This is a genomic window from Thalassobaculum sp. (genome assembly GCF_040219615.1).
In the GTDB taxonomy this organism is placed as follows: domain Bacteria; phylum Pseudomonadota; class Alphaproteobacteria; order Thalassobaculales; family Thalassobaculaceae; genus Thalassobaculum_A.
Genome location: NZ_JAVJSE010000038.1, coordinates 154,733 through 181,586, shown reverse-complemented (window position 1 = coordinate 181,586; position 26,854 = coordinate 154,733). Strand labels below are relative to the sequence as shown.

The window sequence follows — 26,854 nt, the reverse complement described above, 5'->3', positions numbered from 1 at the left end:
CGATCAGGCCCGGCCGAACACCCGGCGGAAGATGGTGTCGACGTGCTTGGTGTGATAGCCGAGGTCGAACAGCGCATCCAGCTCGGCCGCGGACATCGCTTGCGACACTTCCTTATCCTCGCCCAGCAAGGTCCTGAAATCCTTGCCTTCAAGCCAGACCGGCATGGCGCAACGCTGGACCAGACGGTAGGCGTCTTCGCGACTAACCCCCTTCTGGGTTAGCGCCAGCATGACCCGCTGGCTGTGGATCAGGCCGCCCAGCTTGTCCAGGTTGGCCTGCATGGTCTCCGGGTAGACGATCAGCTTGTCGACCACGCCGGTCAGGCGGGCCAGCGCGAAGTCCAGGGTGACGGTCGCGTCCGGGCCGATCATGCGCTCGACCGAGGAATGGCTGATGTCGCGCTCGTGCCACAGGGCCACGTTCTCCATCGCCGGCACCACCGTCATGCGCACCAGCCGGGCCAGCCCGGTCAGGTTCTCGGTCAGCACCGGGTTGCGCTTGTGCGGCATCGCCGACGAGCCCTTCTGCTTCTCGCTGAAGAACTCCTCGGCCTCGCGCACCTCGGTGCGCTGCAGGTGGCGGATCTCGGTGGCCAGCCGCTCGACCGACGAGGCGACCACGCCCAGCACCGCGAAGAACATGGCGTGGCGGTCGCGCGGGATCACCTGGGTCGACACCGGCTCCGGCTCCAGGCCGAGGGCGGCGGCGACATGCTCCTCGACCCGCGGGTCGATGTTGGCGAAGGTGCCGACCGCGCCCGAGATCGCGCAGGTGGCGATCTCCCTGCGGGCCAGCTGCAGCCGCTCGCGGGCGCGCTGGAACTCGGCGTGGTAGCCGGCCAGCTTCAGCCCGAAGGTCACCGGCTCGGCGTGGATGCCATGGCTGCGGCCGACGGTCGGCGCGTCCTTGTACTCGAAGGCCCGGCGCTCGAGCGCCGCCAGCAGGCCGTCGACGTCGTCGATCAGGATGTCGGCGGCGCGCACCAGCTGCACCGCGAGGCAGGTGTCCAGCACGTCCGACGAGGTCATGCCCTGGTGCACGAACCGCGCCTCCGGCCCGACATGCTCGGCCAGGTTGGTCAGGAACGCGATGACGTCGTGCTTGACCTCGGCCTCGATGGCGTCGATCCGCTCGACCTCGAAGGCGCCGCGCTCCCAGACCGCCTTGGCGGCCTCCTTCGGGATCACCCCGAGCTCGGCCTGGGCGTCGCAGGCATGCGCCTCGATCTCGAACCAGATCCGGAACTTGGCTTCGGGCGCCCAGATGGCGGCCATCTTCTCGCGGGAATAGCGCGGGATCATGCGGGCGGCACTCCGTCGTCGGTCGGTGCCCGGCTAATAGCACCGGGGTCCGGGGCTGTCACCCGATCCGGGCGCAGACGAGCCATGACGCCGTCGGCGAGATCGGCTGTCGGTCGGGCACTGTCCAGCCGCATTACCGGGCAGGGGAGCATGGACAGCCAGCACTCGTGCTTGGCTCGCGACCGGCCCTCTGGCGGCGCTGTATCGTAGCTGGCCGCCCAGTCGAGGAAGGTCCGGGACGCCGCGTGCAGGTCGCCGCCGGCCGAGACCGCGTCGGCACCGTAGCGCAGGGCCTCGCGCCGTCGCAGACGGTCGACCCGGACGGCGGTGTCGGCGTGCAGGAACACCACCAGGTCGAAGCATGGGATCAGCGGGTCGCCCCAGCCGACCAGCGAGCCGCTGAGCACCCAGCCGGCGCGCGGCACAAACAGCCGGCGCATCAGTGCAAGGCGCTCGGCCGCGTCACGCTTGGCGGTGTAGGGCGGGTCGGTCGGTTCCCAGAAATAGTCGTCGGAATCGTGGTGCGGGACCGCCAGCAGCGTAGCCAGCGCCCGGCCGAGCGTGGTGGTGCCGGAACCGGAGGCGCCGGTGATGTGGATGCGGCAGCTGGCCATGGTCGGCTCCCCGATGGAAACGGCGGAGAATGCCGTGCGCGAGGCCGGATTGTCACCGGGACATGTCCGGAATTGATCGGCCGGCTGCGGCGCCCCAGATAGGGCGGGCCGGCAGCGCCGCCGGCCGCCGGGAGCGTCGGAATCGTGCAGACCATGTGGCCGCTGTTCGCGTCGATCGTCACCTTCGCGGTGTCGATGTCGATCTCGCCCGGACCGAACAACCTGATGGTGACCGCGTCCGGCGCCAATTTCGGCTTCCGACGGACCATCCCGCACATGCTGGGGATCAGCTTCGGCTTCCCGGTCATGCTGCTGGCGATCGGGCTCGGGCTCGGCCAGGCGCTGGCCGCCTGGCCGCAGGTCCACGCGGTGCTGCGCTACGTCGCCGCCGCCTACCTGCTGTATCTCGCCTGGCGGATCGCCACCGCCGGCGGGCCGGGCGAGGCGGTCGCGCGCGGCCGGCCCTTCACCTTCCTGCAGGCGGCCGCATTCCAGTGGGTCAACCCCAAGGCCTGGGTGATCGCGCTCAGCGCGGTCGCGACCTACACCGCGCCGGACGGCAGCGCGCTGGCCCAGATCCTGCTGATCGGCGCGGTGTTCGTGGTGGCGGCCTTCCTGTCGCTCGCGGTCTGGGCCGCCTTCGGCACGCTGATCGCCGGGGTGCTGCGGTCGCCGCGGGCGCTCCGGGCGTTCAACCTCTGCATGGCCGGCCTGCTGGTGCTGTCGCTGGTGCCGGTCTTCATGTGAGGCGGATCCGGCGGTTGTGCCGGCCGCCCGGCGCCGCCATCTTGCACCGCAGGACGCGCGCGCCGGGAGAGACGCCATGAAGGTCAACGGAACCCACTACCGCCCGATCTGGCAGGCCGCCGACGGTTCGGCGGTCGAGATCATCGACCAGACCCGTCTGCCGCATGAATTCGTGGTCGCGCGGCTGGCCTCGATGGCCGACGCCGCCCACGCCATCAAGGCGATGCTGGTGCGCGGCGCGCCGCTGATCGGCGCCACCGCCGCCTGGGGCCTGTGGCTGGCGATGCGCGAGGATTCGAGCGATTCCGGCCTGGCCTCGGCCTATGACGCCCTGATGCGGACCCGGCCGACCGCGGTCAACCTGCGCTGGGCGCTCGACGCCGGCCGCGCCAAGCTGGCGCCGCTGGCAGCCGGCGACCGCGTCGCGGCTGCCGCCGCCTTCGCCGCCCATGTCTGCGACGAGGATGCCGGGCTGAATCACGCGATCGGCCGGCATGGACTGGAGATCATCCGGGCGATCGCCGCCCGGAAGCCCGGGCAGACCGTCAACGTGCTGACCCACTGCAACGCCGGCTGGCTTGCCACCGTCGACTGGGGCACCGCCACCTCGCCGATCTACCAGGCCCATGACGAGGGCATCCCGATCCATGTCTGGGTCGACGAGACCCGGCCGCGCAACCAGGGCGCCTTTCTGACCGCCTGGGAACTCGGCAATCACGGGGTCGACCACACGGTGATCGTCGACAACGCCGGCGGCCACCTGATGCAGCGCGGCCGGGTGGATCTCTGCATCACCGGGACCGACCGGACCAGCGCCAACGGCGATGTCGCCAACAAGATCGGCACCTACCTGAAGGCGCTGGCCGCTTACGACAACGGCGTGCCGTTCTACGTGGCGCTGCCGAGCCCGACCATCGACTGGACCCTGCACGACGGCTTCGCGATCCCGATCGAGGAGCGGGCGGGCGACGAGGTCACCCGGATTCCCGGCCGCCTCGACGACGGCTCGATCGGCGCCGTGACCATCACGCCGGAGGGCAGCAGGGCGGCGAACCCGGCCTTCGACGTCACCCCGGCGCGGCTGGTGACCGGCCTGATCACCGAGCGCGGCGTGGCCCCGGCGACGGCCGAGGGGCTGCTGGGGTTGTTCCCGGAGCGGCGGGCGGCGGGGTAGGATCGGGCCAGCCGGCCCGGATCGCGTTCTTCCCGCCGAAACATTCCCGGGAGCGGGCCTGACCCATGGATCCACTGACGCAGGGCGTGCTCGGCGCGGCGCTGCCGCAGGCGACACGGCGAACGGCCGGGGTCGGGCTGGCGGGCGGCCTCGGCTTCCTGTCGGGCATGGCGGCCGATCTCGACGTGCTGATCCGCTCCGGGTCCGACCCGCTGCTGTTTCTCGACTACCACCGCCACTTCACCCATTCCCTGGTCTTCATCCCGGTCGGTGGGCTCTTGTGTGCGCTGGCGCTGCACTTCCTGCTGGGACGACGCTGGCGACTGCCGTTCGCGCGGACCCTGCTGTTCTGCACGCTCGGCTATGCGACCCACGCCGTGCTCGATGCCTGCACGTCCTACGGCACGATGCTGCTCTGGCCGTTCAGCGACGAGCGCTACGCGCTGAGCATCGTCTCGGTCGTCGATCCGCTGTTCACGGTGCCGGTCGCGGTCCTGGTCGCGCTGGCGGGGCTGCGCCGCCGGCCGGTGCTGGCGCGCCTGGCCCTGGCCTGGGCCGGTCTCTACCTGACCCTCGGCGCCGTGCAGCATCAGGCGGCGCGGGCCATGGCGGCGGAGATCGCTGCCGAACGGGGGCACGAGCCGATCCGGATCGAGGTGAAGCCGACATTCGGGAACATCGTTCTGTGGAGGACCATCTACGAGACGGCGGACCGGTTCCATGTCGACGGGGTCCGGCCGGGCATCCTGCGGCGCGTGTTCCCTGGTACCTCGGTCGCCCGGCTCGACGGCGCCCGGGACTTCCCGTGGCTCGACCCGGCCACGCAGCAGGCCCGTGACGTCGAGCGGTTCCGGCGGTTCAGCGACGGCTTCGTGGCGCGCGACCCGGACCATCCCGCCCGGATCGTCGATGTCCGCTACGCTTTCCTGCCGACCAGCGTGCGCGGCCTCTGGTCGATCGAGCTGTCGCCGGGCGCGCCCCTGGACGCGCATGTGCGCTACCGGACGCACCGCGAGCAGGCGCGGGCAGGCTTCGGCGAGCTCTGGACCATGATCGCCGGCGGCTGAAGCAACCCGGTTCCCCGACGGTCGCCGGTACAAGCCGCCGGCGGCACGACGAAGGGCCCCCTTCACCTTGCCGCGAACTTGTTCCAGGATCGCCGCACGCAGTACCGACGAGGATCGCCGCCCATGATGCCCGCCAAGGAACGCGCCCTGCGCCAGGAGGTGATCGACACCTGCCTGAAGATGAACGCGCTCGGCATCAACCAGGGCACCTCGGGCAATGCCAGCGTGCGGCTGGCGGACGACCCGGCGGCCGGGTTCTACATCACCCCGTCGGCGATCCCCTACGAGGAGATCCGGCCCGAGGACGTGGTGCGCATGGAACTGGACGGATCGCACAGCGAAAACCGGCGGCCGTCGAGCGAGTGGCGGTTCCACCTGGACATCATGCGGCACCGGCCGGACTGCGGCGCCATCGTCCACACCCACGGCATGTTCGCCACCACGCTGGCCTGCCTGCGCATGGAGATCCCGGCCTTCCACTACATGATCGCCCAGGCCGGCGGGCCGACCATCCGCTGCTCGGACTACGCCACCTTCGGGACCCAGGAACTGTCGGACACCGCGCTGCAGGCGCTCGAGGGCCGCAGGGCCTGCCTGCTGGCCAACCACGGCATGATCGCCATCGGGCCGACCCTGAAGAAGGCGCTGGCGCTGGCGCTGGAGGTCGAGACCCTGGCGGCGATGTACTGGCGCACCCTGCAGGTCGGCAAGCCGGTGATCCTGCCGGACGACGAGATCGAGCGGGTCGGCATCAAATTCGGGACCATGGGCTACGGCACGGTCGACAAGGTCGAAGCCAAGCCGAAGAAGCGGAAGGGCAGGGCGGCATGAGCACGGCACTCGTCAACACCTCGCTGGACGCCGCTTACGCCGAGGCGGCCGAGCGTTTCGTCGCCGCCAACCCGAACAGCCGGGAGATCCAGGCGCAGGCCGAGAAGGCGATGCCCGGCGGCAACACCCGCACGGTGCTGCACTACCATCCGTTCCCGCTGCGCTTCGCGCGCGGCGAGGGCTGCCGGCTGTGGGACGCCGACGGCCACGAGTATGTCGACTTCCTCGGCGAATACACCGCCGGGCTGTACGGCCATTCCGAGCCGGTGATCCGCGACGCCATCAGGCAGGCGGCCGACGACGGCTGGGTGCTGGGCGGGCCGAACCTGCTGGAGGCGCGGCTGGCGCAGACCATCGTGGACCGGTTCCCGGCGCTGCAGCGGGTGCGCTTCACCAACTCCGGCACCGAGGCCAACCTGATGGCGATCGCCGCCGCCCGGGCCTTCACCGGCCGCGACCGGGTGATGGTGTTCAAGGGCGCCTATCACGGCGGCGTGCTGTATTTCGGCGGCTCGCCGCTGAACGTGCCGTTCGACTACGTGATGGGCGACTACAACGACCCGGAGGGGGCGGCCGCGCTGATCCGCGAGCAGGGCGACCGGCTGGCCTGCGTGCTGGTCGAGCCGATGTCGGGCTCCGGCGGCTGCATCCCGGGTGGCGTCGAGTTCCTGGAGAGCCTGCGCGCCGCCACCGACGAGACCGGCGCCCTGCTGATCTTCGACGAGGTCATGACCTCGCGGCTGTCGGGCGAGGGGCTGCACGGCCTGCTGGGCATCACCCCGGACCTGATCACGCTCGGCAAGTATCTCGGGGGCGGCCTCAGCTTCGGGGCGTTCGGCGGGCGGGCCGACATTCTCGACCGCTTCGACCCGCGCCGGCCGGACGGCTGGCCGCATGCCGGCACCTTCAACAACAACGTGTTCACCATGTCGGCCGGGCTGGCCGGGCTGACCCATGTCTACACGCCCGAGCGGGCGGTCATGCTGAATGCCGCCGGCGACAGCCTGCGCGGCCGGTTGAACGACGCGATCGTCCGGCGCGGCCTGCCGATGGTCGTGACCGGGCGCGGCTCGATGATGGCGGTGCATCCCGGCACGACCGCCCCGCTGTCGCCGCCGGAGGCCGGCCGGCGCCCGCGCAGGCTGGTCGACCTGATGCACCTCGACCTGATCGCCGGTGGGATCTACACCGCGCGCCGCGGCATGGCGGTCCTGTCGCTACCGATGGGGGCGCCGGAGTTCGAGCGTTTTGCGGCCGGCTTCGAGGAGTTCCTGGACGCCCGCCGCGCGGTCATCGAGGAAGCCGGGAGTAGCGTGGGATGAGCCTGCTGCACCGCCTGCTGCTGGAGGCCGGGCGCCGCGCCGCCCAGAACCCGGATGTCCGGCGGACCGCCGCCCGGGTCGCCGGCGAGGTCTACGGCAAGGTGGCGCCGAAGGTCGAGAATGCCGGAAGGCACGTGCTGGAAAGCGCCCGAGAGACCGCGGCGGAGGGCCGGTTGACCGACGATCCGGTCGGCTTCGCGCGGCGGTTCCGCGACCGGCTGCTGCCGCCCGACGACGACCGGCGCTAGGGTTCAGCGCCTCGCTACGGCCGGCCAAGTGCTCCGGTAGTCCATGCGAGATCAAAGGGCCGAGCCCGACGGTCGGCCGCCTTTCGCGTAGGTTTCGGCCGCTGCGAGCGCGCCCGGAATCGCGTTCAGGCGCGCTGGCGGGGATTCGCTGCCGGCGCGGTCGGCCCAACGTAGATGTTCTGCTGCGGAGTGCGGAACTCGGCCGGACTTGCGTCGGTCCGCCGCAAGGCCACCATACAGCAGTCGAGGACGCAGGTTGGAGGCTTCCCCGGAGGGGCATTCTTCATGTGCTTTGCGGTATTCCGGAGGAAGTTCATCGACACGTACATCCACAGAATCCAAAGTTGTCCCTCGAAGGGCTTGACCGGCATCGTGTCGAAGTCGACCTGACAGGAGCCTTCGTCGTCGAGCCCGTAGGTTCGCCCCACGACGTCGTCGACGTAGCGGAAGTCGGCGATCTCCATGTTGTTCGCCGCCGCCAGGTCGGTGAACAGAGTGGGGTGAATGTTGTAGAAGCCGTGATTGATGTGCCCGAATGTCGGTAGATAGAACAGCGCCACGCCGCCCACCGCCAGGTTGCGGTACTGTGTCTCGAAAACCGTCGAAACGTTGAAGATGTGCTCGCCGGTGCCGAAATTCGTGACAGCCTGAAATCGGCGGCCGACGTCCAGGGGATAGTTGAGGTCGTGGTTGACGTCGGCGCGACTGTCGCCCAGGTCGACCGAGACATACTCGGTGAGCCCAAGAGACCGGTAAATTTCTGCCTGTGGTCGTTCGGCAAACTGCGGCAGGTCCGATGGAATGTCGCCGTACATTCGCTGGAAGGCGCTCGCGCCTTCATCCGGCCCGAGCCGGCGGTTCAGGAAGGACGTGACCACGGGGCGCGCAGCCGTGACGTCTTGCGGGCCGAGTTCAAGAACAGCGCCGGGCGGAATGATCGATCGCTCGGCCAGATGGTCGAGCCAAGCCAGGGTGATTGCGCCCAATGCCACCAGCAAACCTCTTCGGAGAGAACTGCCACGCCGACGCATCGAAGGGATGCATGGTCGAAACGATATCCGAGTCGCGCTTCAGTTTCGAGAAGTTGCGGGACGGTGGCGGTCGGCTAAGTCGCATTCTAGCTCGAGAGTCTTCGGAAGAAGAGTGTTTTTGATAGTTGACCTTCCAGTCTAAATGTAACTCGCGCAACACGCCTTTATATGAGAGGGTTTGCGCCTGATTGACGGGATCGATCCATGGAAGGCATTCCCGGCGTTCCGGCGCCCAGACCGAACTCCAAGGTCGCCGGCCCCCACAAGGTGCAGATCGGCGGTGCCGGGCCCGGCCTGCGGGCTGATCCGGTGAACCAGCCGCTGGTCAAGCTCGCGACCCCCTCGGAAGTCTCGAAGATGAACCCGTCCGAGCGCGCGGAGTACATCCGCAACGTCGGCCAGCAGGCCACGGCACGGGCGGTGGCGAAGGTGATCGACATCCTCGCATAGCGCGATCTGGACAATTTTATTTAAAATACAATATAAATGTGCTGCACTGCTCTCCCGGACGTTGCCCGCCAATGCGTCCGGCCTTGATCGAGGAGCAAGACGATGGCGATCGGTCCGACCGGAGCCGCCCCACTCCCCCCGGTCCCGCAGGGACAGGGCGGGTCGCTGGCGCCGTCGCGCCTGGCCCGCGGCCTGCAGGAGGCGTTCGGCTTCCGCAGCCGGGACGCGCAGCCGCGCGCCGGCGAGCCGGCGGTCGCCGAGCCGCTGGACGATACCGATCGCCGGCAGCTCAACCTGGAGCAGGCGGCCGAGCAGATCCGCCAGCTCAACCCGAACGCCCCGCGCGGCTCGATCGTCGACATCGTCGCCTGACCGCCCGTCGAGCCGGTCGCCCGGCCGCGTTTGGCCCAACCCTGGGCTGCGTCCGCGAACCTTGACCCCGCCGTTCGGCCCTGCCTAGCCTCGCCATCCCTTCAGCATGGCGACTTCCCCGTGATCCAGGCAGCCCACTCCCCCACCGCACCCGCCGTGCCGCGTGCCGCCCTGCTCGGCTTCGGCTGGCTGCTGTGCGCGGTGTTCTTCCTGTACGCCTTCGTGCAGCGGGTCGCCCCCTCGGTCATGGTCGACGACCTGATGCGCGACTTCGCGGTCGGCGGCGCGGTGCTGGGCAACCTCTCGGCCTACTACTACTACGCCTATGCCGGCTCGCAGATCCCGGTCGGCGTGCTGATGGACCGGTTCGGGCCGCGCCGGCTGGTGACGGCGGCGGCGGCGCTGGCCGGTGCCGGATCCCTGGTGTTCGCCATGGCCGACGGGCTGTGGCTGGCCTCGGTCGGCCGGCTGATGATCGGCTTCGGCTGCGCCTTCAGCTTCGTCGGGGCGCTGAACTATGCCGGCCTGTGGTTCCCGCCCAACAAGTTCGCGACCCTGGGCGGCTGGGCGCAGATGCTGGGCGTGGTCGGCGGCATCCTGGGCCAGGCGCCGCTCGGCTACCTGGTGGAGAGTGTCGGCTGGCGCACCGCCGTCGGCGGCCTGGCGGTGTTCGGCCTGGCGCTGGCCCTCGCGACCGGCCTGGTGCTGCGCGACCGGCCGAAGCCGGCGCCGACCGCCACGACCGTCCGTCACGGCCTGCTGGCCGGGCTGAAGCGGGCGGCTGCGACCGGCCAGGTCTGGCTGGCCGCCGGCTTCGGCATGGCGATGACCGGCAGCATGCTGGCGTTCGGCGGCCTGTGGGGCGTGCCCTATGTGGAGAAGGTCCACGGCCTGCCGAAGGCCGAGGCGGCGGCACTGGTGTCGATCCTGTTCGTCGGCTGGGGCATCGGCGCGCCGCTCTGGGGCTTCCTGTCCGACCGCTGGAGCCGGCGCCGGCCGTTCATGGTGTTCGGCGGCCTGCTGGCGACCGCCGGGATCACCGCCGCGGTCTACCTGCCGGGCCTGACCACGACGACGCTGGCGGCGGTGCTGTTCGCCCAGGGGCTCGGTTCGTCGGCGATGGTGCTGTGCTTCGCGGTGGCGCGCGAGAACACGCCGGGCTGGTCGGCCGGGGTGACGCTGGGCATCGTCAACGGCTTCGTGGTCGGCTCCGGCGCGGTGCTGCAGCCGCTGGTCGGCTGGCTGCTGGACCTGGGCTGGGACGGCACCCTGGTGGCCGGCGCCCGGATCTACAGCCTTCCGGCCTACGAGGGCGCCTTCCTGATCCTGCCGGTCACCTGCGCCTGGGGCGTGCTGATCACCCTGTTCATCCGTGAGACTGGCGCCCGGCCGTTCGAGGAGCAGCCGCTCTAGCGGCCCGCCGGGTTCACAGCCGGACCTTGGCGTTGTCGCCCAGGTCCGGCCGGCTGCCGGTGGCGGCGGCCGCCGCCATCTTCACGTACGCCATCACGCTGCCGGGGCCGTCCCAGTACTGCGCGTCCTTCGGCTGGATCTTCAGGACCCGGATCGCAGGATCCTGCGGGTCGTCCCACCAGGCCTTGGCGGGCGTCGACCACAGCTCGCGGATCTTGTCGCGATCGTTGCTGACCTCGGCGATGCCGGTCACCGACACGAAGCTCTGCCCGCCGATGTCGGCGAAGGCGAGGCCGACATGCGGGTCGTCGCGGATTTCCTCGTCCTTGTGGCCGGCGGCGTCGGTCAGGAAGTAGACGGCCTTCTCGTCCCGGGCGACATGGGCGGCCATCGGGCGGGAGCGGATGTCCTCTCCGTCCCGGCTGGCGAGCATGCAGAGGCCGATCTTCTCCATCAGCTTCCAGGCGCGTTCGACATCATTCGACATGGAAGAACTCCGGTATCCGGTGGTGTCGTTCCTCCGGGAAACGCCGTGGTGCCCGCAATGTTCCTGACGGCCGACAAATGTCACAGCAGCCCCGCCGCCCTGAAACTGGTGTGCCCGCCGCGCGCGACGATCAGGTGGTCGTGCAGCACCAGGCCGAGAGCCGCCGCCGCCTCGGCGAGCTGGCGGGTCATGGCGATGTCGGCCTGCGACGGGGTCGGGTCGCCGGACGGGTGGTTGTGCACCACGATCAGCGCCGAGGCGCCCAGCTCGAGCGCCCGCTTGACCACCTCGCGCGGGTATAGCGGGGTGTGGTCGACGGTGCCGCGGCCCTGGCGCTCGTCGGCGACCAGGCGGTTCTTGCGGTCGAGATACAGCACCCGCACCTCCTCGACCGCCAGGCCGGCCATGGCGACCCGGCAGTAGTCCAGCAGCTGGCTCCAGCTCGACAGCAGCGGCCGGTCGCGCAACGGCTCGCCGAGCAGCCGGGTGGCGGCGGCCTGGGCGGTCTTCAGCGCGACGATCGAGGCCTCGCCCATGCCGTCGATCCCGGCCAGCGCGTCGACCGGGGCGCCGACGGCGGCGGCGAACGACCCGAAGCGCGCGATCAGCCGCTTCGCCAGCGGCTTCACGTCGCCGCGCGGGCGGGCCTGGAACAGCATGAGCTCCAGCAGCTCGTAGTCGGCCAGGGCCTCGGCGCCGGCCGTCAGGAAGCGCCGGCGCAGCCGGGCCCGGTGTCCGCTGCGGTCGTCGTCTGGGGGGTCCGCCATGGCTCGCCGGTCCGCGGGTTGCGCGGCGGCTATGGCAGGGACGGGGGGAGTTTCGGGGAGGCGGTGACGCGCCGCCGCCTCGGGCGCGGCGGCGCGTCGACCGGCCGGCGTCAGGTCTTGGGCGTGCGGTACGGCTTGTGGCAGGCGCCGCAGGTGCCGCCGAGGGCCTTCAAGGCTTCGCCGGTGGCGGCGGCGTCGCCGGTCTTCGCCACCATCGCGAGCTTGTCGGCAGCGGCCCCGGAGTTCGCCGCGGCTTCCTTGAACTTGTCCCACTCGGTCCAGATTTCCGGCTTGGCGTAGGTCTCGCCTGTGTCCGAGGTCTTCGCGAACAGATCCGGGACGGATTTCATGGTGGCCGCGATCTTCCCGGCCGGGCCGACCGCGTCGGCGGCGGTGTTGCCCTCGACGGCGGCCTTGATCGCCTTCATGGCGCCGCCGACGCCCTTCATCGCTTCCTGGCGCGCGGCGATCTCACCGGCGGCCATCGCGCCGCCAAGGGAGCCCAGGATCACGACGCAAGTCGCGGCTGCACATACAAGATTTCGCATGGGTCCTCCTGCCCGTTACGGGACGGGCCGGTGGCCCACCCCTCGCGGGCGAAGCTTGCTGGCCACCGCCGGGCCGTTCAATTGACATCTGCGTGTGTGCCGGCTCAGCCGGGCAGGATCACGGCCTCCGGGGCCTGGCGCCCGCGGATCATGTCCGAGGCCTTCTCGGCGATCATGATGACCGAGGCGTTCAGGTTGGCCGACAGCATGGTCGGCATCACCGAGGCGTCGACCACCCGCAGCCCCTCGATGCCGCGCAGCCGCAGCTGGTCGTCGACCACCGCGGTCGGGTCGGTCTCCGGCCCCATCCGGCAACTGCCCATCGGGTGGAAGGTGGTGGTGCCGCGTTCCTTCGCCGCCGCCAGCAGTTCGTCGTCGCTCTGCACCTTCGGCCCCGGATACTCCTCGAAGTCGTAGAAGCGCTCGAGCGGCTTGGTGGCGAGCAGCCGTCGGGCCAGCCGCATGGCCTTCAGCAGCACCTGGCGGTCGCCTTCCTCGGCCAGGTAGTTCGGCTGGATCACCGGCGCCTCGAACGGGTCGGCACTGCGGGCGCGCACGAAGCCCTTGCTCTCCGGTCGCTGCTGCCAGGACGCCACGGTCATGCCCGGATGGTCGTCGAGCCGCGACTGCACGCCCTCCTTGTAGCTGGCCGGCGTGAAGGTGAACTGCACGTCGCTGTTCCGCGCCGCCTCGTCGGAGTGCCAGAAGCAGTAGACCAGGGTCGGGCTCAGCGCGAGGATGCCCTTGCGCGTGGCCAGCCACTTCATGACGTTGCCGACCAGCCGGAGGCCGCGGGCCTCCTCGTTGATGGTCTCGGAGTTCTTGACCCGGGCGACGAAGCGCGGCGCGTAGTGGTCGCGCAGGTTCTCGCCGACGCCGGCGAGCTCGTGGCGCACCGGGATGCCGAGCTGCTTCAGCAGTCCCGCCGGGCCGATGCCGGACAGCTGCAGCAGCTGCGGCGAGTTGTAGGTGCCGCCGGCCAGGATCACCTCGCGATTCGCCCGGACCTCGCTCGGGATGCCGTGGCGGGCACCCTTGTTGTACTGCACGCCGACCGCGCGCTTGCCGTCCAGCATGATCGAGGTGGCGTGCGCGTCGGTGATCACGGTCAGGTTCGGCCGCTTCATCGCCGGGCGCAGGAAGGCGCGGGCGGCACTCATCCGGCGACCGCCGGCAATGGTGCGCTGGGCGTAGGACACGCCTTCCTGGATGGCGCCGTTGTAGTCCGGGTTGCGCGGGATTCCGAGGGTCGTGCAGCCCTCGATGAAGGCGTCGCACAGCGGGTGCCGCCAGTCGATGTCGGTGACCACCAGGTTGCCGTCGCGGCCCCGGAAGGTGTCGTCGCCGTCGCCGAGGCGCTTCTCCGACCGTCGGAAATACGGCAGCACGTCGGCATAGCCCCAGCCGCGGTTGCCGCGCTGGGCCCAGCCATCGAAGTCCAGGCGCTGGCCGCGGTTGTAGATGTGGCCGTTGATCGAGCTCGACCCGCCCAGCGTCTTGCCGCGCGGCGCCTTGATGCGGCGGCCGCCGGTCCACTCGCTCGGCTCCATGTCGTAGAGCCAGTTCACCGCCGGGTCGACCATGGTCTTCATGAACCCGGCCGGCACGTGGATGAAGGGGTGCCAGTCGGGCGGGCCGGCCTCCAGCACGCAGACCGTGGCGGCCCCGTCCTCGGTCAGACGGTTGGCGAGCACCGAGCCGGCCGAGCCGGCACCGACGATGACGTAGTCGAAGCTGTTCATGCGCTGAGGTCCCTCGCGAATGCGCAGGGTTGGGAAGGAGATAATCCTTACCAGAGGCGGATCGGGGTCGGCAAAGATATTGAATTCAAGATGCGCCCCGATGTCCACGTCAGGCGACGACGGACGAGGCGGATGGTCCTGGTCATGGCGCTCCGGCCAATTGATGTGAATCAGTGACGGCCGGGCGGACTCCGCGTCCACAATCGACCGGGAGGTCTCCGGGGAGGTGGAAGGACATGGCAGCGAACCAAGGCCAGGGCGATGACGCCTCGCCGATCCGTCTCGCCGTTCGCACCGCCACGCTCGAGGACCTGAAGGCCGCCGCGCGCGCCGGCCTGCGCGACATGGTCGCACGTCCCGGGCTCAGCCTGTTCTTCGGCCTGGTCTACGCCCTGCTGGGGGCGCTGCTGATCGCCGGGCTGGTGGTGTTCGACCAGATCTGGATCGCGATCGCGGTGGCGGTCGGGTTCCCGCTCGTCGCGCCCTTCCTGGCCGCCGGACTGTACGAGATGTCGCGGCGGCTCGGGCGCGGCGAGGGGTTCTCGGCGTCCGACATCTTCCTGGTGATCTTCACGCAGCAGCGGCGCGAGTTCCGCTGGATGTCGTTCGTCGTGCTGTTCGTCTTCTGGATCTGGGCCTACCAGATCCGGCTCGTGCTGGCCCTGACGATCCACTACAGGCACTTCCGCTCGCTCGAGGACCTGCTGGTCGGCGTGTTCACGACCTCCGGCGGGGCGTCGTTCCTGCTGATCGGCACCCTGGTCGGGGCGTTCCTGGCGACGGTCCTCTATTCGGTCACGGTGATCGCGATGCCGCTGCTCCTGGACCGGGACGTCGATTTCGTGACCGCCATGATCACCAGCGTGCAGACCGTTCTCGCGAGCCCGGTGGTCATGCTGGGCTGGGGCGCGGCGGTCGGCGCGCTGACGCTCGCCGCCGTCGTCCCCGCCCTGCTCGGCGTGATCTTCGTGTTCCCGTTCCTGGGCCACACGACCTGGCACCTCTACGGGCGCCTGATCTCGCAGAGGTGAGGCTGTCCTAGGTCGACTCCTTCGGCCACACCCGCGTCGACTGCGCCAGGTCGGGCCAGCCGATCGGCGAGGCCGCCTCGGCGACCGCCCGATGGTCGGCGAGGGCCGGATCCCAGAACGCGGCGACGATGCGCCGGCCGGTGAACCCGTCGGAGGCGGTCGAGGCCAGCCACGCCGCGGGCGGACCCATTACCGCCGGCTTCAGCATGGTGCCGCGGTCCATGCCGCTGCCGTCGGCGATGAAGGCGGTGTCGGTCGGGCCGCCGGGCACCAGCACGTTGACCGTCACGCCGCTGCCGTCGAGCTCGGCCGCCCACACCGCGGAGGCGGCCTCCAGCGAGGCCTTCAGGGCGCCGTAGGGAAAGGTCCGCAGCATGGTGAAGAAGCTGGTGGTGTTGTTCACCACCCGGCCCCAGCCGCGCCGCTTCATGCCGGGCGTGACCAGCCGGGTCATCAGGAACGGCCCGCGCAGGTTCACGGCGATGAACCGGTCGAAGATCTCCGGCGTCACCTCCTGGAGGTCCGGCAGGTTGCGCTCGCCGTCCGGGCGCAGCGCGCTCAGCCCGATGCCGGCGTTGTTGACCAGGATGTCGACCGGGCCGAGCGCCTGCTCGACGGCGGCGACCGCGGCGGCGCAGCCGTCCTCGGTCGAGACGTCGGCGGCAATCGCCACCGCGCTGCCGCCGATCCCGTCCGCGACCCGGCGGGCCGTTGCCTCGTCGCGGTCGACCACCGCGACCTTCGCCCCGCCGGCGGAGACCGCGGCGCACATGGCGCCGCCGATCCCGCCGCCGCCGCCCGTGATCAGCGCGACCCGCTGCTGTCCAGCCATCCGTTCTTCCTCCCTGGTGTCGTCGTCGCCGCCGACCGTGCGGTCAGGCGATCTTCGGATCGATCGGCCCGGTCATCCCGGCGCGTGCCTCGATGGCCTCGCCGGCCGCCAGGCACAGGTCCTCGCGGAACCGGCCGGCGACGATCTGCACGCCCATGGGGATTCCCTCGTGCAGCCCGGTCGGCACCGACAGCCCCGGCAGCCCCAGCACCGGGATCGCCAGCTGCGGCAGCTGGGCGGCGATCATCCGGCGCGTGGTCTCGACGTCGACCAGGTCCTCGTCGACCCTGAAGGCCGGCTCGCTGGAGTTCGGCATGACGATGACCGGAAAGCGCTCCATGAACGCCTGCCAGTCCTGCAGCATGGCGTCGCGTTCCATCAGCGCGTCCAGGGTGTCCTGCGGGCCGCACTGCGGCATGACCGCGTGCCAGAGCGCGATCGCCCGGCGGATGCCGTCGTCTCCCATCTGCTCGACCGCCGTGTCCAGCGACCGGATGGTGTCGGCCATCGCCATCCTGGCCCACAGGTCGGCGGCCTCGCCGAGACGCGGCGGCTCGATCTCTTCGACCGCATAGCCGGCCTCGGCCAGCCAGCCGCCGGCCTGGCGGACCGAGTCCTGGATCGCCGGATCGGCGCCGCGCCCCGCCGGGTTCGCCACCAGCGCTACGCGCACCGGCGCAGGGGGCGGCGGGCCCTCCAGCGGGGCGTCGACCCAGCGCGCGTCGCCCGGGTCGCCCGCCGCCAGCACCCGCAGCGCCAGCCGGGCGTCGCGCACGGTGCGGGTCAGCGGTCCCTGCACCGCCATCAGCTGGGCGCTGATCGGCCGCGGTTTCGGGCTGGAGTAGTTGCGTGCCGGCACCCGGCCGTAGCTCGGCCGCAGCCCGACCACGCCGCAGCAATAGGCCGGGTAGCGGACCGAGCCGGCGATGTCGTTGCCCTGGTTGATCGGGGCGATCCCGGCGGCGGTGGCGGAGGCGGCACCGCCGCTCGACCCCCCGGGCGTGCGGGACGGGTCCCAGGGGTTCAGGGTGGCGCCGTGCAGGCTGTTGTCGGTCAGCCAGCGCATCGACAGGCAGGGCGTGTTGGTGCGGCCGATGACGATGGCGCCGGCCTTGCGCAGGTTGGCGACGGTCGGGCTGTCGCGCTCGGCGACCAGGTCCTTGAGCGCGACGACGCCGTTGTCGGTCGGGCAGCCGGCCTGGTCGGTGTTGACCTTGATGGTGACCGGCACGCCGTGCAGCGGTCCGGCGGCGTCGCCCCTTGCCAGCGCGGCGTCGGCGGCGTCGGCCGCGGCCCGGGCCTGTTCGGGCAGCGCCAGGACCACGGCGTTCAGCCTCGGGTTGACGGCGTCCATGCGGTCGAGATGGGCGTCGACCACCTCGCGGGCCGAGACCTCCCGGCGGCGGATGCGGTCGGCGAGGGCGACGGCGTCGAGGCTCCACAACGGCTCGGCGGTCATGGTCTCTCCCTGCTGGCTGATGGTCGATGGGCGGTCGGCGTCATGCCGGCGTCCATCGCTCGATGAGCGGCCCGGCCGGGCCGTATACCGGGTCCTGGTCGGGAACCGGCACCTGGGCCACCCGGGCGGCGGCGTCCGGCCCCGGATCGGTGCTGGTGTCGGGATAGCCGCCGCCCGGGTAGGCGCCGATCACCAGGAAGTCGCCGCTGGCGCCGAGGTTGCGGTGCCCGACCCCGGCCGGGATGACCACCACGTCGCCGGCCGCGACCTCAGCCTCCGGGCCGCCGTCGCCGCCGAACCGCACCCGGGCCCGGCCGCGCACGATCCCCAGCACCTCGTGCATCGTGGCGTGGAAGTGGTCGTAGCCGAAGATGCCGTTGCGCCAGGCGCCGCCCCAGCCGTGGCCGGCGAACAGCGTCTCGCACCGGCCGGCCGCGTCGCCGGCGAGGTCGAGCACGCCCCGATAGACAAGCAGCGGCAGCCGCGGGTTGTTGGGCAGGCCGCCGCCGGGCGGTATCAGATGCGCGTCCACGCGGTGATCGGCCATGGCGCTCTCTCCCGCTATTCGGCGGCCGCCGAATCGACGGCGGCGCCGGACAGCTCGAAGGTCCGGAATGTCCGGTTCAGGGCCGGCAGCATCGCCACCTCCATGCGGCCGAGTTCCGGCTGCATCACGATCATCGCGACGGTGGCGCTGAGGTTGGTGGTCAGCGACGGCCGCGGCGGCCGGCACACGGACCAGGGCGAGGCGAAGTCGTCGAACAGCGCCGTCTTCACCGCATCGGTGTCGATGGAGCCGATGGCGGGCGCCAGCAGGTCGCGCACCCGGATGTCGCGGTACAGGCTGTCGGGCGTGCTGGCGATCCCGGTGTCCTTCAGCTTCGCCAGCGCGACCGGGCTCTGCCAGTGGTTGGCATGGACCAGCAGGCCGTCCCGGGGATGCACCTGGAAGGTCTCGTCCGGCGCGCACTCGAAATCGATGGCGACGCCGCCGGCATGGCTGACGATCATGTTGTTCGACGGCGACTTCGGGGTGGCGTAGACCGCGCGCATGGCGAGCGCCAGATGCTCGCTCTCCAGCACCTTGCGGCGGATCAGCGCCAGCGGCACCCCGATCTGACAGTAGTCGCGGTCGGATTCCAGGTAGTTGGCGGTGATCGCGATGCCGGCGGCGTTCAGCCCGCAGCGCGCCAGCCCGCCGGCCTCGGTGAAGGTCAGGATGTCCGGGCAGTCGTCGCGCCGGATCCGCAGCACCACCGCGGTCTCGGCGCATTCCGCCTTCCAGTCCCAGTTCTGGGCGTGGATCAGCCGGCCGTCGGCGGTGGCGCCGGGCAGGGCGACCACGCCGGTGCAGCCGTCCGGGTCTTCGGCCGCCGCCAGCCGGGCGCGCAGGTCGGGGCGCGATCCCAGCTTCAGGATCTCGGTGCGGGCGTTCAGCAGCGCGATCTGCTCGAACGGCACCCCCGCACCTTCGGCGATGCCGCGCATCTCGTCGACATAGGCCGGCTCGAACCGCTCGATCACCGGCAGGTAGTCGTCGACCAGCGCCCGGATCTCCGGCCAGCCGAGGCCCATCCCCCGCAGCTGGTCGCTGTAGTGCGACACGCCCTTGGCGATCCGGCCAGCGGCCTGGGCTCCATACTGGCGGCCGCGTTCGCGCGGCGGACCGGAGACGTCGATGAGCGGGCAGGGCTCGACCATGATTGTCCTCACGTGGAAAGTCCGAATGGACCTTAGCAACTCGTCCGGGACGTGGCATCGCCGCAGTCGCAGCGACCGTCCGCACCACTGCCGTGCCGAAGGAGACCGGAATGAGCGTCATCGACACCAGCGACGACTTGCGCACCACCTATGCAGAGCCCGGCGAGGCCGCTTCGAAGAAGCTGATGCCGAGGCTGGACGGGCACGCCCGCGCCTTCATCGCGCTCAGCCCGTTCCTGGTGGTCGCCTCGCGCGGGCCGGGCGGCGCCGACTGCTCGCCGCGCGGCGACGGGCCCGGTTTCGTCCGGGTGGTCGACGACAACACCGTGCTGATCCCCGATCGCAAGGGCAACAACCTGCTCGACACCCTGGGCAACGTGGTCGCCGACCCGGAGGTCGGCTTGCTGTTCTTCGTGCCGGGCGTGGCCGAGACCCTGCGGGCCAACGGTACCGCCCGGATCGTCACCGATCCGGCGCTGCTGGAGCCGATGGCGGTGCGCGGCCAGGTGCCGGCCTCGGCCATGGAGGTGACGATCCGGCAGGTCTACTTCCACTGCGGCCGCGCGCTGATCCGGGCCAAGCTGTGGGACCCGGACACGCAGATCGAGAAGGGCGGGTTCCCGTCGCTCGGCCGGATCATCGCCGACCAGGTCGCCGGAATCGACGCCGACGAGGCCGACAAGCGCCTGGAGGAGGCGTACACGACGCGGCTGTACTGAGGCGGCGGCTGGGTCCCGGATGCGCGCCGCTTGGGGCGACGCGCTCCGGGATGACGTCAGGGGGTGGAGTGCGGAACGCCAGCACCTGCCCCATCCTGCCCATCTCGCGGCACCTCCCTCCTTGACGTCATTCCGGACCGGGCCGCCGAAGGCGGGACGGAGCCGGAACCCACGGGGCGACGGGCGCACATGGCCCGGCTACAGGATTCCGAGTTCCGCATAGGGCTCGTTCCGCAGCACGCGGTCGTAGCCGAGCCGGCCGAGGTCGATGCTGCGGAACTCGCCATGGACGACCAGCTCGGCGATGCCGCGGCCGGCGGCGGGGGCGTGCATCAGGCCGTGGCCGGAGAATCCGGCGATCACGTGGACGTTGGGATGGCGGTCCCGCCAGTTGCCGATCACCGGGTTGCCGTCGAGCTCGCACACCTCGTACAGCCCGGCCCAGGAGCGGATGCACCTGGTCGCCTCGAAGGCCGGGAAGCGGTGCGCCAGGGCAGGCCAGACCATCGCCTCGAAATGCGTCGGGTCGGGGTCGAAGTTGACGCCGCGCGGCTCGTCGGAGTTGACCACCGTGCCGGTGTAGCCGGTGCCCTCGGGCCGGAATGCCAGGCGCGCCAGGTCCTTCACGAAGGGCAGGGGCTCGATCGGCGTTCGGGTGTCGAAGAAATGCTCGAAGCGCCGCATCGGCGAGATCGGCAGGGTCATGCCGATCGACGCCGCGACCGGGGCCGACCAGGCACCGGCGGCGATCACGAAACGGTCGGCGACCAGCGGTTCGCCGGCTTGCAGTATCGCCCGCCGCACCCGGCCGCCGGTCTCCTCGAGGCCGACGACGCGGTCCTGCACGAACGCCACACCGAGCGTCCGGGCCATGCGCCGGAACCCCTGCAGCACGCTGCTCGGATCGCACCAGCCGTCGCGCGGGGACAGTTCGGCGGCACCGACGTCGTCGACCGTCATCGAGGGGTAGCGGCGCTTGAGCTCGGTGGCGTCCATCAGCACCACCTCGACGCCCAGGCTTTCCTGGAGCCGGACATTGGCCTCCAGCATGGCGACCGCGGCCGGCGGCACCAGGAACAGGTAGCCTTCCTCGCGCCAGCCGACGTCGGGGGCGTCGCCGTCGACCGCCATCTCGGCGCCGAAACGCTTCAGGAAGTCGATGCTGTAGTTCGACATCTCGATGTTCTCGGGCCGCGAGAACAACCGGCGCGCGCCGCCGGCCGCCAGGGTGGTCGACGCGAAGGCGTAGGTCGGGTCGGGCTCCACGACGCACACCGACAGGCCGGGATCGAGACGCTTGAGGAACACGGCGGTGCTGAGACCCATGATCCCGCCGCCGACGATGCACACGTCCCACGCCATCGATGCCTGCCGTCCCCGTGCTTCCGAGGCCGCAAGAGTCGCTGCCGGCCGCCCGGTCGGCACTTGAATTCCCTTCACGTGGCTGCCACCGTCGGAGCATGACCGAGCCGAGGACTCCGATGCCGCCGTTCGCCGCCCTGCGGGCGTTCCATGCCGCCGCGCTGCACGGCCGGTTCCGCGATGCCGGCGAGTCGCTCGGCATCACGGAATCGGCGATTAGCCACCAGGTCCGCCGGCTCGAGGACTTCCTGCGGACCGCGCTGTTCGATCGCTCGGGCAACGGGGTTCGGCTGACCGCCGCCGGCCGCCAGTATCTCGAGCAGATCGACCCGGCGATCCGTCAGATCCAGGGCGCCACAGAGGCGATGCTGCGGCCGGCCGGGCGGGGCGTGGTCCGCCTGACCCTGCCGCCGTCGCTCGCCGCGACCTGGCTGATCCCGAAACTGGGCGCCTTCGAGCGGTCGCATCCGACGATCGACCTGCAACTGGTCACCACCACGAGGGTTGTCGATCTGCGGCGCGATCAGGTCGACCTGGCGATCCGGCACGGCAAGGGCGCCTGGCCGGGGCTGGACGCCGCGTTCCTGCTGGAGGAGGCGGCGATGCCGGTCTGCGCACCCGACTATCCGGCGTTTGCCGGCGGCGCCGAGCCGATCGCCGGCTTCTACCGGGCCCGGTTGATCGTCACGGCCTCGTTCCCCGACGAATGGGAGGAATGGGCGCGGGCCCGCGGGATGGAGCCGCCCAGTCTTGCCGGCGCCGTCACCATGGACGCCCAGGAGCAGGCCCTGCAGGTCGCCGAGGGCGGACACGGTCTGGCGCTCGGCCGGCGGCCGATGGTCGACGAGCGGCTGGCGCGCGGCGCCCTGGTCGCGCCGTTCGGCGATGCCGAGCCGACCGGCGCGGCCTACTATCTCTGCCGGGCGGGCGACACGCCGCCGACCGCGGCTTCCCGCCGGCTGGAGCGCTGGCTGACCGAACTGGCCGACGAGACCGCGCACGCCCCGGCGCGACCGGCCGCCTGAGCACTGCGCGATGGCTGAGGGGCAAACCGACAGGCCGCTCCGGATCACCGGAATCCTGTCCGCTGCGAATGACGGTTCGGTCGGGAACCGGCGCTGGAAGGAGGCGGGAATCCGCGTCCGCTGCCTGGAGATCGCCCAGCATCTCGGCGCGCTGGGACCGGTGCTGAAGCTCGTCGAGAGTCAGAATGTTCCCAAGCGAATGGCCGACGGGTCGTTCTTCGACGCGGACGTCTACGTGATCTATCAGGCGTTGGAGGACCACCGGCGCTATGTGTCGGCGCTGCTCGACGCCGGCAAATGCGTCGTCACCGACATATGCGACGACGTCACGGGGTTCGTCGGTGTTCTCGGCTACGCGTGGGAGAACGCGCAGCGCGCCCACGGCATCACGGTCCCGACCCGGTCCCTGGCCGAGCGGCTGGCGGCCCGGACCGCAACCCCGATCCACGTGGTGCCCGATGCCGTTGAGGGGGCGCCCCGGCCGGTCCGCCTGCCGCGGGCCGACGGACCGCTGCGGCTGTTCTGGTACGGCTGGCAGCACAAGATCGGGACCTTGGCGGATCGCCTGCCGGCACTCGCCTGGCTGGCGGAACGACGTCCGATCGAACTGGCGATCATGACCAACATGGACCCGGTCAACCCGGTCCTGCGGCACATCCTCGACTCCTCCTGGCCGGGCCTCGGGATTCGGGCCGAGCCTTGGTCGTTCGATGCCTTCAACGCGACGATGGAGCAAGCCGACATCGTGGTCATTCCGTATGACGACAGCGTGTCATACTCGGGGCGCTCTCCGGTGCGCCTCGTACAGGCTTTGTGGCAAGGCCGGGTGGCGATTTCGGAAGACGTCGACGGGTATCCCGCGTTCGCCCGCTTCGGTCTGATGCACGGCTCCGTGGTCGACGGGATAAAGTGGGCGGTCGACAACCCGGCGGCAGTCGGGCGGGCGCTGCGCGACGCCCGCCGATACGTGGCCGAGACCCACCATCCGGCGATTCTCGCGCGGTTCTGGTTCCGGGCCCTGAGCGACGTCCACCGGCAGTTCAAGGCGGGCCGGGACGGCGAGCTCGCGTGACCCGCCGCCACGCATCCCATAGAATGCGCCCGCCGACCGACCACCGTCCGCGGACCGGCGATGAACCCCGACCAGCCGCCGAGGCCGCCCCGTGAGTTCCGGACTAATCGCGCTTCTCGACGACGTCGCGGCCCTGACCAAGGCCGCCGCCGCATCGATCGACGACGTCGCGGCGCATACCGCCCGGGCCAGCGCCAAGTCGGCCGGGGTGGTGATCGACGACGCCGCCGTGACACCGCGCTATGTCGTGGGTTTCGCGGCCGAGCGCGAATTGCCGATCGTCGGCCGGATCGCGGTCGGCTCGTTGCGCAACAAGCTGCTGGTCCTGTTGCCGGCGGCGCTCGCGCTCGGCTTCTTCGCACCCTGGGCGATCACGCCGCTGCTCATGCTGGGCGGGGCCTATCTCTGCTTCGAGGGGGCCGAGAAGGTCTACGAGGCCCTGGTTCCACACCACGGCGCTCCCGGTCCGGACGAACCCGTCGAGCGGCTCCTGGACGCCGCAGCGATGGAGGACGCGCGGGTCGCGGGCGCCATCCGGACCGACTTCATCCTGTCCGCCGAGATCATGGCGATCACCCTGTCGGCAGTGCCGGACGCCGGGTTCTGGACCCAGGCCACGGTGCTGGCCGTGGTCGGGACCGGCATCACGATCGGCGTATACGGCGTGGTGGCGGTGATCGTGAAGGCCGACGATGCCGGCGTCGCGCTCGGGCGCTATGCCGCGCCGACGCTGCCCGGCCGGGTCTCGCGGGCGGTCGGGCGCGGGATCGTGCTGGGAATGCCTGCCTTTCTGCAGCTGCTGGCCACTGTCGGGACCGCCGCGATGGTCTGGGTCGGCGGCGGCATCGTGGTGCACGGGCTGGAGGAACTCGGCGTGCCCTGGCCGGCGCATGCGATCGAGACTGTCGCCGCCGGCGCTGCGCTGCGGGTTCCGGCCGCTGCCGATGCGGTGCACTGGATCGTCGGCGCCGCCGGCTCCGGCCTGGTCGGGCTGGGGCTCGGCGGCGCGCTGATCCCGGTGGTCGGGAAGCTGGTGGTGCCGTTGTGGACCCGGCTTTCGTCCCTGGTCCGCTGATCCTCCCTACCGGGCGTCCAGCGGGTCGAGATCGAAATCCTTGGCGGCCTGCACGATCGTCTGGGTGATCGTCGCGTAGCCGTAGCGGGCCCGGGCGCTGTCCAGGTGGAAGCGGACGGTGCGCGGGCTGATCCCGATAATGTCCGCGATGTCGTGATAGGCCTTGCCGGCGGCCGCCCAGCGCAGACACTCGACCTGCTTGGGCTGGAGCTGGGCGCGCTGGTCGCGCCGGCAGTCGGGTTCGCTCCAGGTCGCGGTCTGGGTGGCGAAGAACAGCTGGGCCAGGAACCGGGCGTCGTCGAGGCGCTCGGCCTGCGACACGAACGGGCGCGCGCTGGCCGCGTCGACACTGAAGCATCGGCTGCCGATGCGGTGCGGGACCGAGATCAGCGTGCGCCAGGCGGCGTCGCCGACCGTCACCGGAAGGTCCATCAGGCCCTGGAACGCCGGGCCGTCCTGCTCCAGAAGGTCGTCCTGCGACAGCATCCGGTCCTGCCGCATGATCCAGCGGTTGAGCAGCGGATCGAGGCCGCTCAGCGTCTCCTGCAGGGCCGTGGTCAGCGGGTCCTCCATCGAGCGTTCGTGGGCGTCGACACTGTGCCAGAGCACCGAGGCGCCGGCTGCCGCGTCGCGCCGCACCGTGGCGACCGAGGTGAATCCCAGGTCAAGATAGGCCTGGCTCAGGATCTGCCGCGACTCTCCTTCACTCTCGGCCAGGCACAGTTTCGCTCCCCAATGCCGGACGCGCGCTGTGCTGTGCCCGCCCAACTCTTTCAGCTCAGCCATCGGTCTTCTCCGATCGTCTCGTCTACTCATTCCTATGAGGAGTCGAGGTGTCGGATTTGCGAGGCGTTTATTATTACAAGTTGGCAATGCTTCGGCAAGGTTGCGCCCTGAACTGAGGGACTTAGCGGCCCGGCGGCCGGCTGCTCACGGCAGGTCCGGCCAGTATCCGGCCCAGGGTGCGGCCTGTTCGAAACCGGCCGCCAGGTCGATCAGACGCTGTTCGTCGAACCATCGGCCGACCGCCTGGAAGCCGGCCGGCAGGCCGTCGGCGGTGAAGCCCATCGGGATGCTGATCGCCGGATGGCCGGTGTGGTTGAAGGTGCCGGTGTAGCCGTACCAGTTCGCGCGGATCGGCCCGGCGGGCTCGCCGTTGATCTCCATCGGGTCTTCCTGGCCGTGGTCGTAGGGAGGCGGCGGGGCCGAGACCGTCGGGGTGACGATCAGGTCGTGCCGGGCGAACAGCGCCTGTACCCGGTGGAACAGCGCCGACCGCTCGGCCGGGGCCGCCTGCACCGCCAGCAGGTCCTGGCGGCGCCCCTCTTCGAGGGCCCGCACCAGCGACGGATCCAGCCGGTCGCGGTCGGTCTCCAGGAAGCGGTCGAGCCGGGCCCGCTGGTAGGCGCGCATGGCGGCGAACTGGGCCGGCTTCGCCCACTCGAAATCCGCCGGGCCGTCGGCGAGGGTGGCCCCGGCCTTCTCCAGCCTTGCCAGTTGGTCGTCGAACAGCCGCTCGACGCCGCGGTCGACCAGCGGGTTGCCCATGTGCCGGAACGCCAGGACCCGCAGGCCGCGCAGGCCCTGTCGCGGATCGTCCGAGGCCGCGAAGACCGCCGGCGACACCGCGATCGACCACGGGTCCCCGGGGCAGGGCCCACTCGTCGTGGTGAGAGCGACGGCCAGGTCGGCGACCGTGCGGCTGGCCAGGCCGATGTTGATGAAGTTCGAGAACTGCTCGACCGCGGTCTCGTTGGGGATCCGGCCGAGCGTCGGCTTCAGGCCCAGCACCCCGCAGGCGCTGGCCGGAATGCGCGACGAGCCGGCCCCGTCGGTGGTCACGGCGAGCGGCCCCATGCCGGCCGCGACCGCCACCGCCCCGCCGCCGCTCGACCCGCCCGGCGACCGGGCGGTGTCCCAGGGGTTGCGGGTGAAACCGTAGCGCGGGCTGTTGGTGAGGGCCTTGTGGCCGAACTCCGGGGTGGTGGACTTGCCCAGCAGGATCGCCCCGGCCCGCCGCAGCCTCGCCACCGCCTCGGCGTCGCGGTCCGGCACGTTGCCGGCCATGACGTGCGAACCGTAGGCGGTCTCGATCCCGGCGGTCGGGACCAGGTCCTTGACCGAGAACGGCACGCCGGCGAGCGCGCCGGGGTCCCGGCCGGCGGCGACTGCGGCGTCGACCGCCCGGGCCGCCGCCAGCGCGCCGTCGGCGTCGACCAGCGCAAAGGCGTTCACGGTGGCGTCGGCCGACGCGATCCGGTCCAGGACCGCCGTCGTCACGTCGACCGCGGAGACCTTTCGCCGCCGCACCGCCTCGGCGACCACGGTCGCGCTCCATTGCCAGACGGCCTCTCCGGTTCCGTTCATTCCACCCTCCCTCGGATATTTCGAGGATGATAGCGCCAGGAGCGCTTGTCTTGACACCGCGGCGCCGGCGCACTCCCATGCCAGTCCAACCGCCCG

Annotated in this window: 28 protein-coding genes; 14 read left to right on the top strand and 14 right to left on the bottom strand. The window is 70.9% G+C overall.

Annotated features, from left to right (window positions below; genetic code table 11):
- Positions 1-3: 3 nt before the first annotated feature.
- Both purB and RIC31_RS19665 read right to left on the bottom strand, forming a co-directional pair.
- Entirely contained in the window at positions 4-1,302 is a 1,299-nt protein-coding gene (gene purB, locus RIC31_RS19670) for an adenylosuccinate lyase (protein WP_350111728.1), read from the bottom strand.
- A complete protein-coding gene (locus RIC31_RS19665; protein ID WP_350111726.1) occupies positions 1,299-1,916 on the bottom strand; it encodes an ATP-binding protein in 618 nt (205 codons plus the stop codon). Before RIC31_RS19665 ends, purB begins: the two co-directional genes overlap by 4 nt.
- A gap of 153 nt (positions 1,917-2,069) precedes the next feature.
- Between RIC31_RS19665 and RIC31_RS19660 the strand changes: the two genes are divergently transcribed.
- The 6 genes from RIC31_RS19660 to RIC31_RS19635 all read left to right on the top strand — a co-directional run bounded on the left by RIC31_RS19660 (position 2,070) and on the right by RIC31_RS19635 (position 7,305).
- On the top strand, positions 2,070-2,663 hold the full coding sequence (locus tag RIC31_RS19660; RefSeq protein WP_350112586.1) for a LysE family translocator: 594 nt from the start codon (positions 2,070-2,072) through the stop codon (positions 2,661-2,663).
- A 76-nt stretch (positions 2,664-2,739) separates the two neighbouring features.
- Positions 2,740-3,837 carry an S-methyl-5-thioribose-1-phosphate isomerase gene (mtnA, locus tag RIC31_RS19655; protein ID WP_350111724.1) on the top strand — a complete coding sequence of 366 codons (1,098 nt, stop codon included), beginning with the start codon at positions 2,740-2,742 and terminating at the stop codon, positions 3,835-3,837.
- A 65-nt stretch (positions 3,838-3,902) separates the two neighbouring features.
- Complete coding sequence (locus RIC31_RS19650; RefSeq protein ID WP_350111722.1) at positions 3,903-4,904, top strand: metal-dependent hydrolase; 1,002 nt, start codon at positions 3,903-3,905, stop codon at positions 4,902-4,904.
- Positions 4,905-5,027: 123 nt separating this feature from the next.
- Positions 5,028-5,735, top strand: coding sequence for a class II aldolase/adducin family protein (locus RIC31_RS19645; RefSeq protein ID WP_350111720.1), 708 nt, complete (start codon positions 5,028-5,030; stop codon positions 5,733-5,735).
- A complete protein-coding gene (locus RIC31_RS19640; protein ID WP_350111718.1) occupies positions 5,732-7,057 on the top strand; it encodes an aspartate aminotransferase family protein in 1,326 nt (441 codons plus the stop codon). The genes RIC31_RS19645 and RIC31_RS19640 overlap by 4 nt, the downstream gene beginning before the upstream one ends.
- On the top strand, positions 7,054-7,305 hold the full coding sequence (locus tag RIC31_RS19635; protein ID WP_350111716.1) for a hypothetical protein: 252 nt from the start codon (positions 7,054-7,056) through the stop codon (positions 7,303-7,305). The genes RIC31_RS19640 and RIC31_RS19635 overlap by 4 nt, the downstream gene beginning before the upstream one ends.
- 125 nt (positions 7,306-7,430) lie before the next feature.
- On the opposite strand, the gene RIC31_RS19630 is transcribed toward RIC31_RS19635, so the two are convergent.
- Positions 7,431-8,297, bottom strand: coding sequence for a hypothetical protein (locus RIC31_RS19630; RefSeq protein ID WP_350111714.1), 867 nt, complete (start codon positions 8,295-8,297; stop codon positions 7,431-7,433).
- Between the two features lie 243 nt (positions 8,298-8,540).
- On the opposite strand from RIC31_RS19630, the gene RIC31_RS19625 reads away from it, so the two are divergent.
- The 3 genes from RIC31_RS19625 to RIC31_RS19615 all read left to right on the top strand — a co-directional run bounded on the left by RIC31_RS19625 (position 8,541) and on the right by RIC31_RS19615 (position 10,571).
- Positions 8,541-8,786 (top strand): hypothetical protein, encoded by a 246-nt coding sequence (locus tag RIC31_RS19625; RefSeq protein ID WP_350111712.1) that lies wholly within the window; start codon positions 8,541-8,543, stop codon positions 8,784-8,786.
- 102 nt (positions 8,787-8,888) lie between these two features.
- Complete coding sequence (locus RIC31_RS19620) at positions 8,889-9,158, top strand: hypothetical protein (RefSeq protein WP_350111710.1); 270 nt, start codon at positions 8,889-8,891, stop codon at positions 9,156-9,158.
- A 120-nt stretch (positions 9,159-9,278) separates the two neighbouring features.
- The gene (locus tag RIC31_RS19615; RefSeq protein ID WP_350111708.1) at positions 9,279-10,571 is read left to right on the top strand and encodes an MFS transporter; all 1,293 of its coding nucleotides are present in this window, start codon (positions 9,279-9,281) and stop codon (positions 10,569-10,571) included.
- A 13-nt stretch (positions 10,572-10,584) separates the two neighbouring features.
- Here RIC31_RS19615 and RIC31_RS19610 read toward each other — a convergent pair whose 3' ends face one another.
- The 4 genes from RIC31_RS19610 to RIC31_RS19595 form a co-directional block, all read right to left on the bottom strand.
- The gene (locus tag RIC31_RS19610; protein WP_350111706.1) at positions 10,585-11,058 is read right to left on the bottom strand and encodes a pyridoxamine 5'-phosphate oxidase family protein; all 474 of its coding nucleotides are present in this window, start codon (positions 11,056-11,058) and stop codon (positions 10,585-10,587) included.
- An 80-nt stretch (positions 11,059-11,138) separates the two neighbouring features.
- Positions 11,139-11,825, bottom strand: coding sequence for a RadC family protein (gene radC, locus RIC31_RS19605; RefSeq protein ID WP_350111704.1), 687 nt, complete (start codon positions 11,823-11,825; stop codon positions 11,139-11,141).
- Between the two features lie 110 nt (positions 11,826-11,935).
- Positions 11,936-12,337: a c-type cytochrome gene (locus RIC31_RS19600; RefSeq protein ID WP_350111702.1), complete on the bottom strand. Its 402-nt coding sequence runs from the start codon at positions 12,335-12,337 to the stop codon at positions 11,936-11,938.
- 140 nt (positions 12,338-12,477) lie between these two features.
- Positions 12,478-14,115 carry a GMC family oxidoreductase gene (locus tag RIC31_RS19595; RefSeq protein ID WP_350111700.1) on the bottom strand — a complete coding sequence of 546 codons (1,638 nt, stop codon included), beginning with the start codon at positions 14,113-14,115 and terminating at the stop codon, positions 12,478-12,480.
- Positions 14,116-14,351: 236 nt separating this feature from the next.
- Between RIC31_RS19595 and RIC31_RS19590 the strand changes: the two genes are divergently transcribed.
- Positions 14,352-15,146: a DUF2189 domain-containing protein gene (locus tag RIC31_RS19590; RefSeq protein WP_350111698.1), complete on the top strand. Its 795-nt coding sequence runs from the start codon at positions 14,352-14,354 to the stop codon at positions 15,144-15,146.
- Positions 15,147-15,153: 7 nt separating this feature from the next.
- Here RIC31_RS19590 and RIC31_RS19585 read toward each other — a convergent pair whose 3' ends face one another.
- Genes RIC31_RS19585 through RIC31_RS19570 form a run of 4 tightly spaced genes read right to left on the bottom strand, consistent with a single transcriptional unit; the run spans position 15,154 to position 19,138 of the window.
- Entirely contained in the window at positions 15,154-15,978 is an 825-nt protein-coding gene (locus RIC31_RS19585) for an SDR family NAD(P)-dependent oxidoreductase (RefSeq protein WP_350111696.1), read from the bottom strand.
- A gap of 43 nt (positions 15,979-16,021) precedes the next feature.
- Positions 16,022-17,437, bottom strand: coding sequence for an amidase family protein (locus RIC31_RS19580; protein ID WP_350111694.1), 1,416 nt, complete (start codon positions 17,435-17,437; stop codon positions 16,022-16,024).
- Between the two features lie 40 nt (positions 17,438-17,477).
- Entirely contained in the window at positions 17,478-17,984 is a 507-nt protein-coding gene (locus tag RIC31_RS19575; RefSeq protein ID WP_350111692.1) for a cupin, read from the bottom strand.
- A 14-nt stretch (positions 17,985-17,998) separates the two neighbouring features.
- Positions 17,999-19,138 carry a C45 family autoproteolytic acyltransferase/hydrolase gene (locus tag RIC31_RS19570; protein WP_350111690.1) on the bottom strand — a complete coding sequence of 380 codons (1,140 nt, stop codon included), beginning with the start codon at positions 19,136-19,138 and terminating at the stop codon, positions 17,999-18,001.
- 110 nt (positions 19,139-19,248) lie between these two features.
- Between RIC31_RS19570 and RIC31_RS19565 the strand changes: the two genes are divergently transcribed.
- Positions 19,249-19,857 (top strand): pyridoxamine 5'-phosphate oxidase family protein, encoded by a 609-nt coding sequence (locus RIC31_RS19565; protein WP_350111688.1) that lies wholly within the window; start codon positions 19,249-19,251, stop codon positions 19,855-19,857.
- A 198-nt stretch (positions 19,858-20,055) separates the two neighbouring features.
- Here the strand turns inward: RIC31_RS19565 and RIC31_RS19560 are convergent, their stop codons facing one another.
- Positions 20,056-21,219: an NAD(P)/FAD-dependent oxidoreductase gene (locus RIC31_RS19560; protein ID WP_350111686.1), complete on the bottom strand. Its 1,164-nt coding sequence runs from the start codon at positions 21,217-21,219 to the stop codon at positions 20,056-20,058.
- Positions 21,220-21,338: 119 nt separating this feature from the next.
- On the opposite strand from RIC31_RS19560, the gene RIC31_RS19555 reads away from it, so the two are divergent.
- The 3 genes from RIC31_RS19555 (at position 21,339) to RIC31_RS19545 (ending at position 24,391) form a co-directional block, all read left to right on the top strand.
- Positions 21,339-22,244, top strand: coding sequence for a LysR substrate-binding domain-containing protein (locus RIC31_RS19555; protein WP_350111684.1), 906 nt, complete (start codon positions 21,339-21,341; stop codon positions 22,242-22,244).
- A gap of 10 nt (positions 22,245-22,254) precedes the next feature.
- Positions 22,255-23,316, top strand: a complete 1,062-nt coding sequence (locus RIC31_RS19550) for a glycosyltransferase family protein (protein WP_350111682.1) — start codon at positions 22,255-22,257, stop codon at positions 23,314-23,316.
- Positions 23,317-23,407: 91 nt separating this feature from the next.
- Positions 23,408-24,391 (top strand): DUF808 domain-containing protein, encoded by a 984-nt coding sequence (locus tag RIC31_RS19545; RefSeq protein ID WP_350111680.1) that lies wholly within the window; start codon positions 23,408-23,410, stop codon positions 24,389-24,391.
- A 6-nt stretch (positions 24,392-24,397) separates the two neighbouring features.
- Here the strand turns inward: RIC31_RS19545 and RIC31_RS19540 are convergent, their stop codons facing one another.
- A complete protein-coding gene (locus RIC31_RS19540; RefSeq protein ID WP_350111678.1) occupies positions 24,398-25,177 on the bottom strand; it encodes a helix-turn-helix transcriptional regulator in 780 nt (259 codons plus the stop codon).
- 144 nt (positions 25,178-25,321) lie between these two features.
- A complete protein-coding gene (locus RIC31_RS19535; protein ID WP_350111676.1) occupies positions 25,322-26,758 on the bottom strand; it encodes an amidase in 1,437 nt (478 codons plus the stop codon).
- Positions 26,759-26,854: the final 96 nt, after the last annotated feature.

What these genes read in the sequence shown, in the direction of transcription:
- purB (WP_350111728.1), bottom strand. Translation starts at nt 1,302, where the DNA reads ATGATCCCGCGCTATTCCCGCGAGAAGATGGCCGCCATCTGGGCGCCC.
- RIC31_RS19665 (WP_350111726.1), bottom strand. Translation starts at nt 1,916, where the DNA reads ATGGCCAGCTGCCGCATCCACATCACCGGCGCCTCCGGTTCCGGCACC.
- RIC31_RS19660 (WP_350112586.1), top strand. Translation starts at nt 2,070, where the DNA reads ATGTGGCCGCTGTTCGCGTCGATCGTCACCTTCGCGGTGTCGATGTCG.
- mtnA (WP_350111724.1), top strand. Translation starts at nt 2,740, where the DNA reads ATGAAGGTCAACGGAACCCACTACCGCCCGATCTGGCAGGCCGCCGAC.
- RIC31_RS19650 (WP_350111722.1), top strand. Translation starts at nt 3,903, where the DNA reads ATGGATCCACTGACGCAGGGCGTGCTCGGCGCGGCGCTGCCGCAGGCG.
- RIC31_RS19645 (WP_350111720.1), top strand. Translation starts at nt 5,028, where the DNA reads ATGATGCCCGCCAAGGAACGCGCCCTGCGCCAGGAGGTGATCGACACC.
- RIC31_RS19640 (WP_350111718.1), top strand. Translation starts at nt 5,732, where the DNA reads ATGAGCACGGCACTCGTCAACACCTCGCTGGACGCCGCTTACGCCGAG.
- RIC31_RS19635 (WP_350111716.1), top strand. Translation starts at nt 7,054, where the DNA reads ATGAGCCTGCTGCACCGCCTGCTGCTGGAGGCCGGGCGCCGCGCCGCC.
- RIC31_RS19625 (WP_350111712.1), top strand. Translation starts at nt 8,541, where the DNA reads ATGGAAGGCATTCCCGGCGTTCCGGCGCCCAGACCGAACTCCAAGGTC.
- RIC31_RS19620 (WP_350111710.1), top strand. Translation starts at nt 8,889, where the DNA reads ATGGCGATCGGTCCGACCGGAGCCGCCCCACTCCCCCCGGTCCCGCAG.
- RIC31_RS19610 (WP_350111706.1), bottom strand. Translation starts at nt 11,058, where the DNA reads ATGTCGAATGATGTCGAACGCGCCTGGAAGCTGATGGAGAAGATCGGC.
- radC (WP_350111704.1), bottom strand. Translation starts at nt 11,825, where the DNA reads ATGGCGGACCCCCCAGACGACGACCGCAGCGGACACCGGGCCCGGCTG.
- RIC31_RS19595 (WP_350111700.1), bottom strand. Translation starts at nt 14,115, where the DNA reads ATGAACAGCTTCGACTACGTCATCGTCGGTGCCGGCTCGGCCGGCTCG.
- RIC31_RS19590 (WP_350111698.1), top strand. Translation starts at nt 14,352, where the DNA reads ATGGCAGCGAACCAAGGCCAGGGCGATGACGCCTCGCCGATCCGTCTC.
- RIC31_RS19585 (WP_350111696.1), bottom strand. Translation starts at nt 15,978, where the DNA reads ATGGCTGGACAGCAGCGGGTCGCGCTGATCACGGGCGGCGGCGGCGGG.
- RIC31_RS19580 (WP_350111694.1), bottom strand. Translation starts at nt 17,437, where the DNA reads ATGACCGCCGAGCCGTTGTGGAGCCTCGACGCCGTCGCCCTCGCCGAC.
- RIC31_RS19575 (WP_350111692.1), bottom strand. Translation starts at nt 17,984, where the DNA reads ATGGCCGATCACCGCGTGGACGCGCATCTGATACCGCCCGGCGGCGGC.
- RIC31_RS19570 (WP_350111690.1), bottom strand. Translation starts at nt 19,138, where the DNA reads ATGGTCGAGCCCTGCCCGCTCATCGACGTCTCCGGTCCGCCGCGCGAA.
- RIC31_RS19565 (WP_350111688.1), top strand. Translation starts at nt 19,249, where the DNA reads ATGAGCGTCATCGACACCAGCGACGACTTGCGCACCACCTATGCAGAG.
- RIC31_RS19560 (WP_350111686.1), bottom strand. Translation starts at nt 21,219, where the DNA reads ATGGCGTGGGACGTGTGCATCGTCGGCGGCGGGATCATGGGTCTCAGC.
- RIC31_RS19555 (WP_350111684.1), top strand. Translation starts at nt 21,339, where the DNA reads ATGCCGCCGTTCGCCGCCCTGCGGGCGTTCCATGCCGCCGCGCTGCAC.
- RIC31_RS19550 (WP_350111682.1), top strand. Translation starts at nt 22,255, where the DNA reads ATGGCTGAGGGGCAAACCGACAGGCCGCTCCGGATCACCGGAATCCTG.
- RIC31_RS19540 (WP_350111678.1), bottom strand. Translation starts at nt 25,177, where the DNA reads ATGGCTGAGCTGAAAGAGTTGGGCGGGCACAGCACAGCGCGCGTCCGG.
- RIC31_RS19535 (WP_350111676.1), bottom strand. Translation starts at nt 26,758, where the DNA reads ATGAACGGAACCGGAGAGGCCGTCTGGCAATGGAGCGCGACCGTGGTC.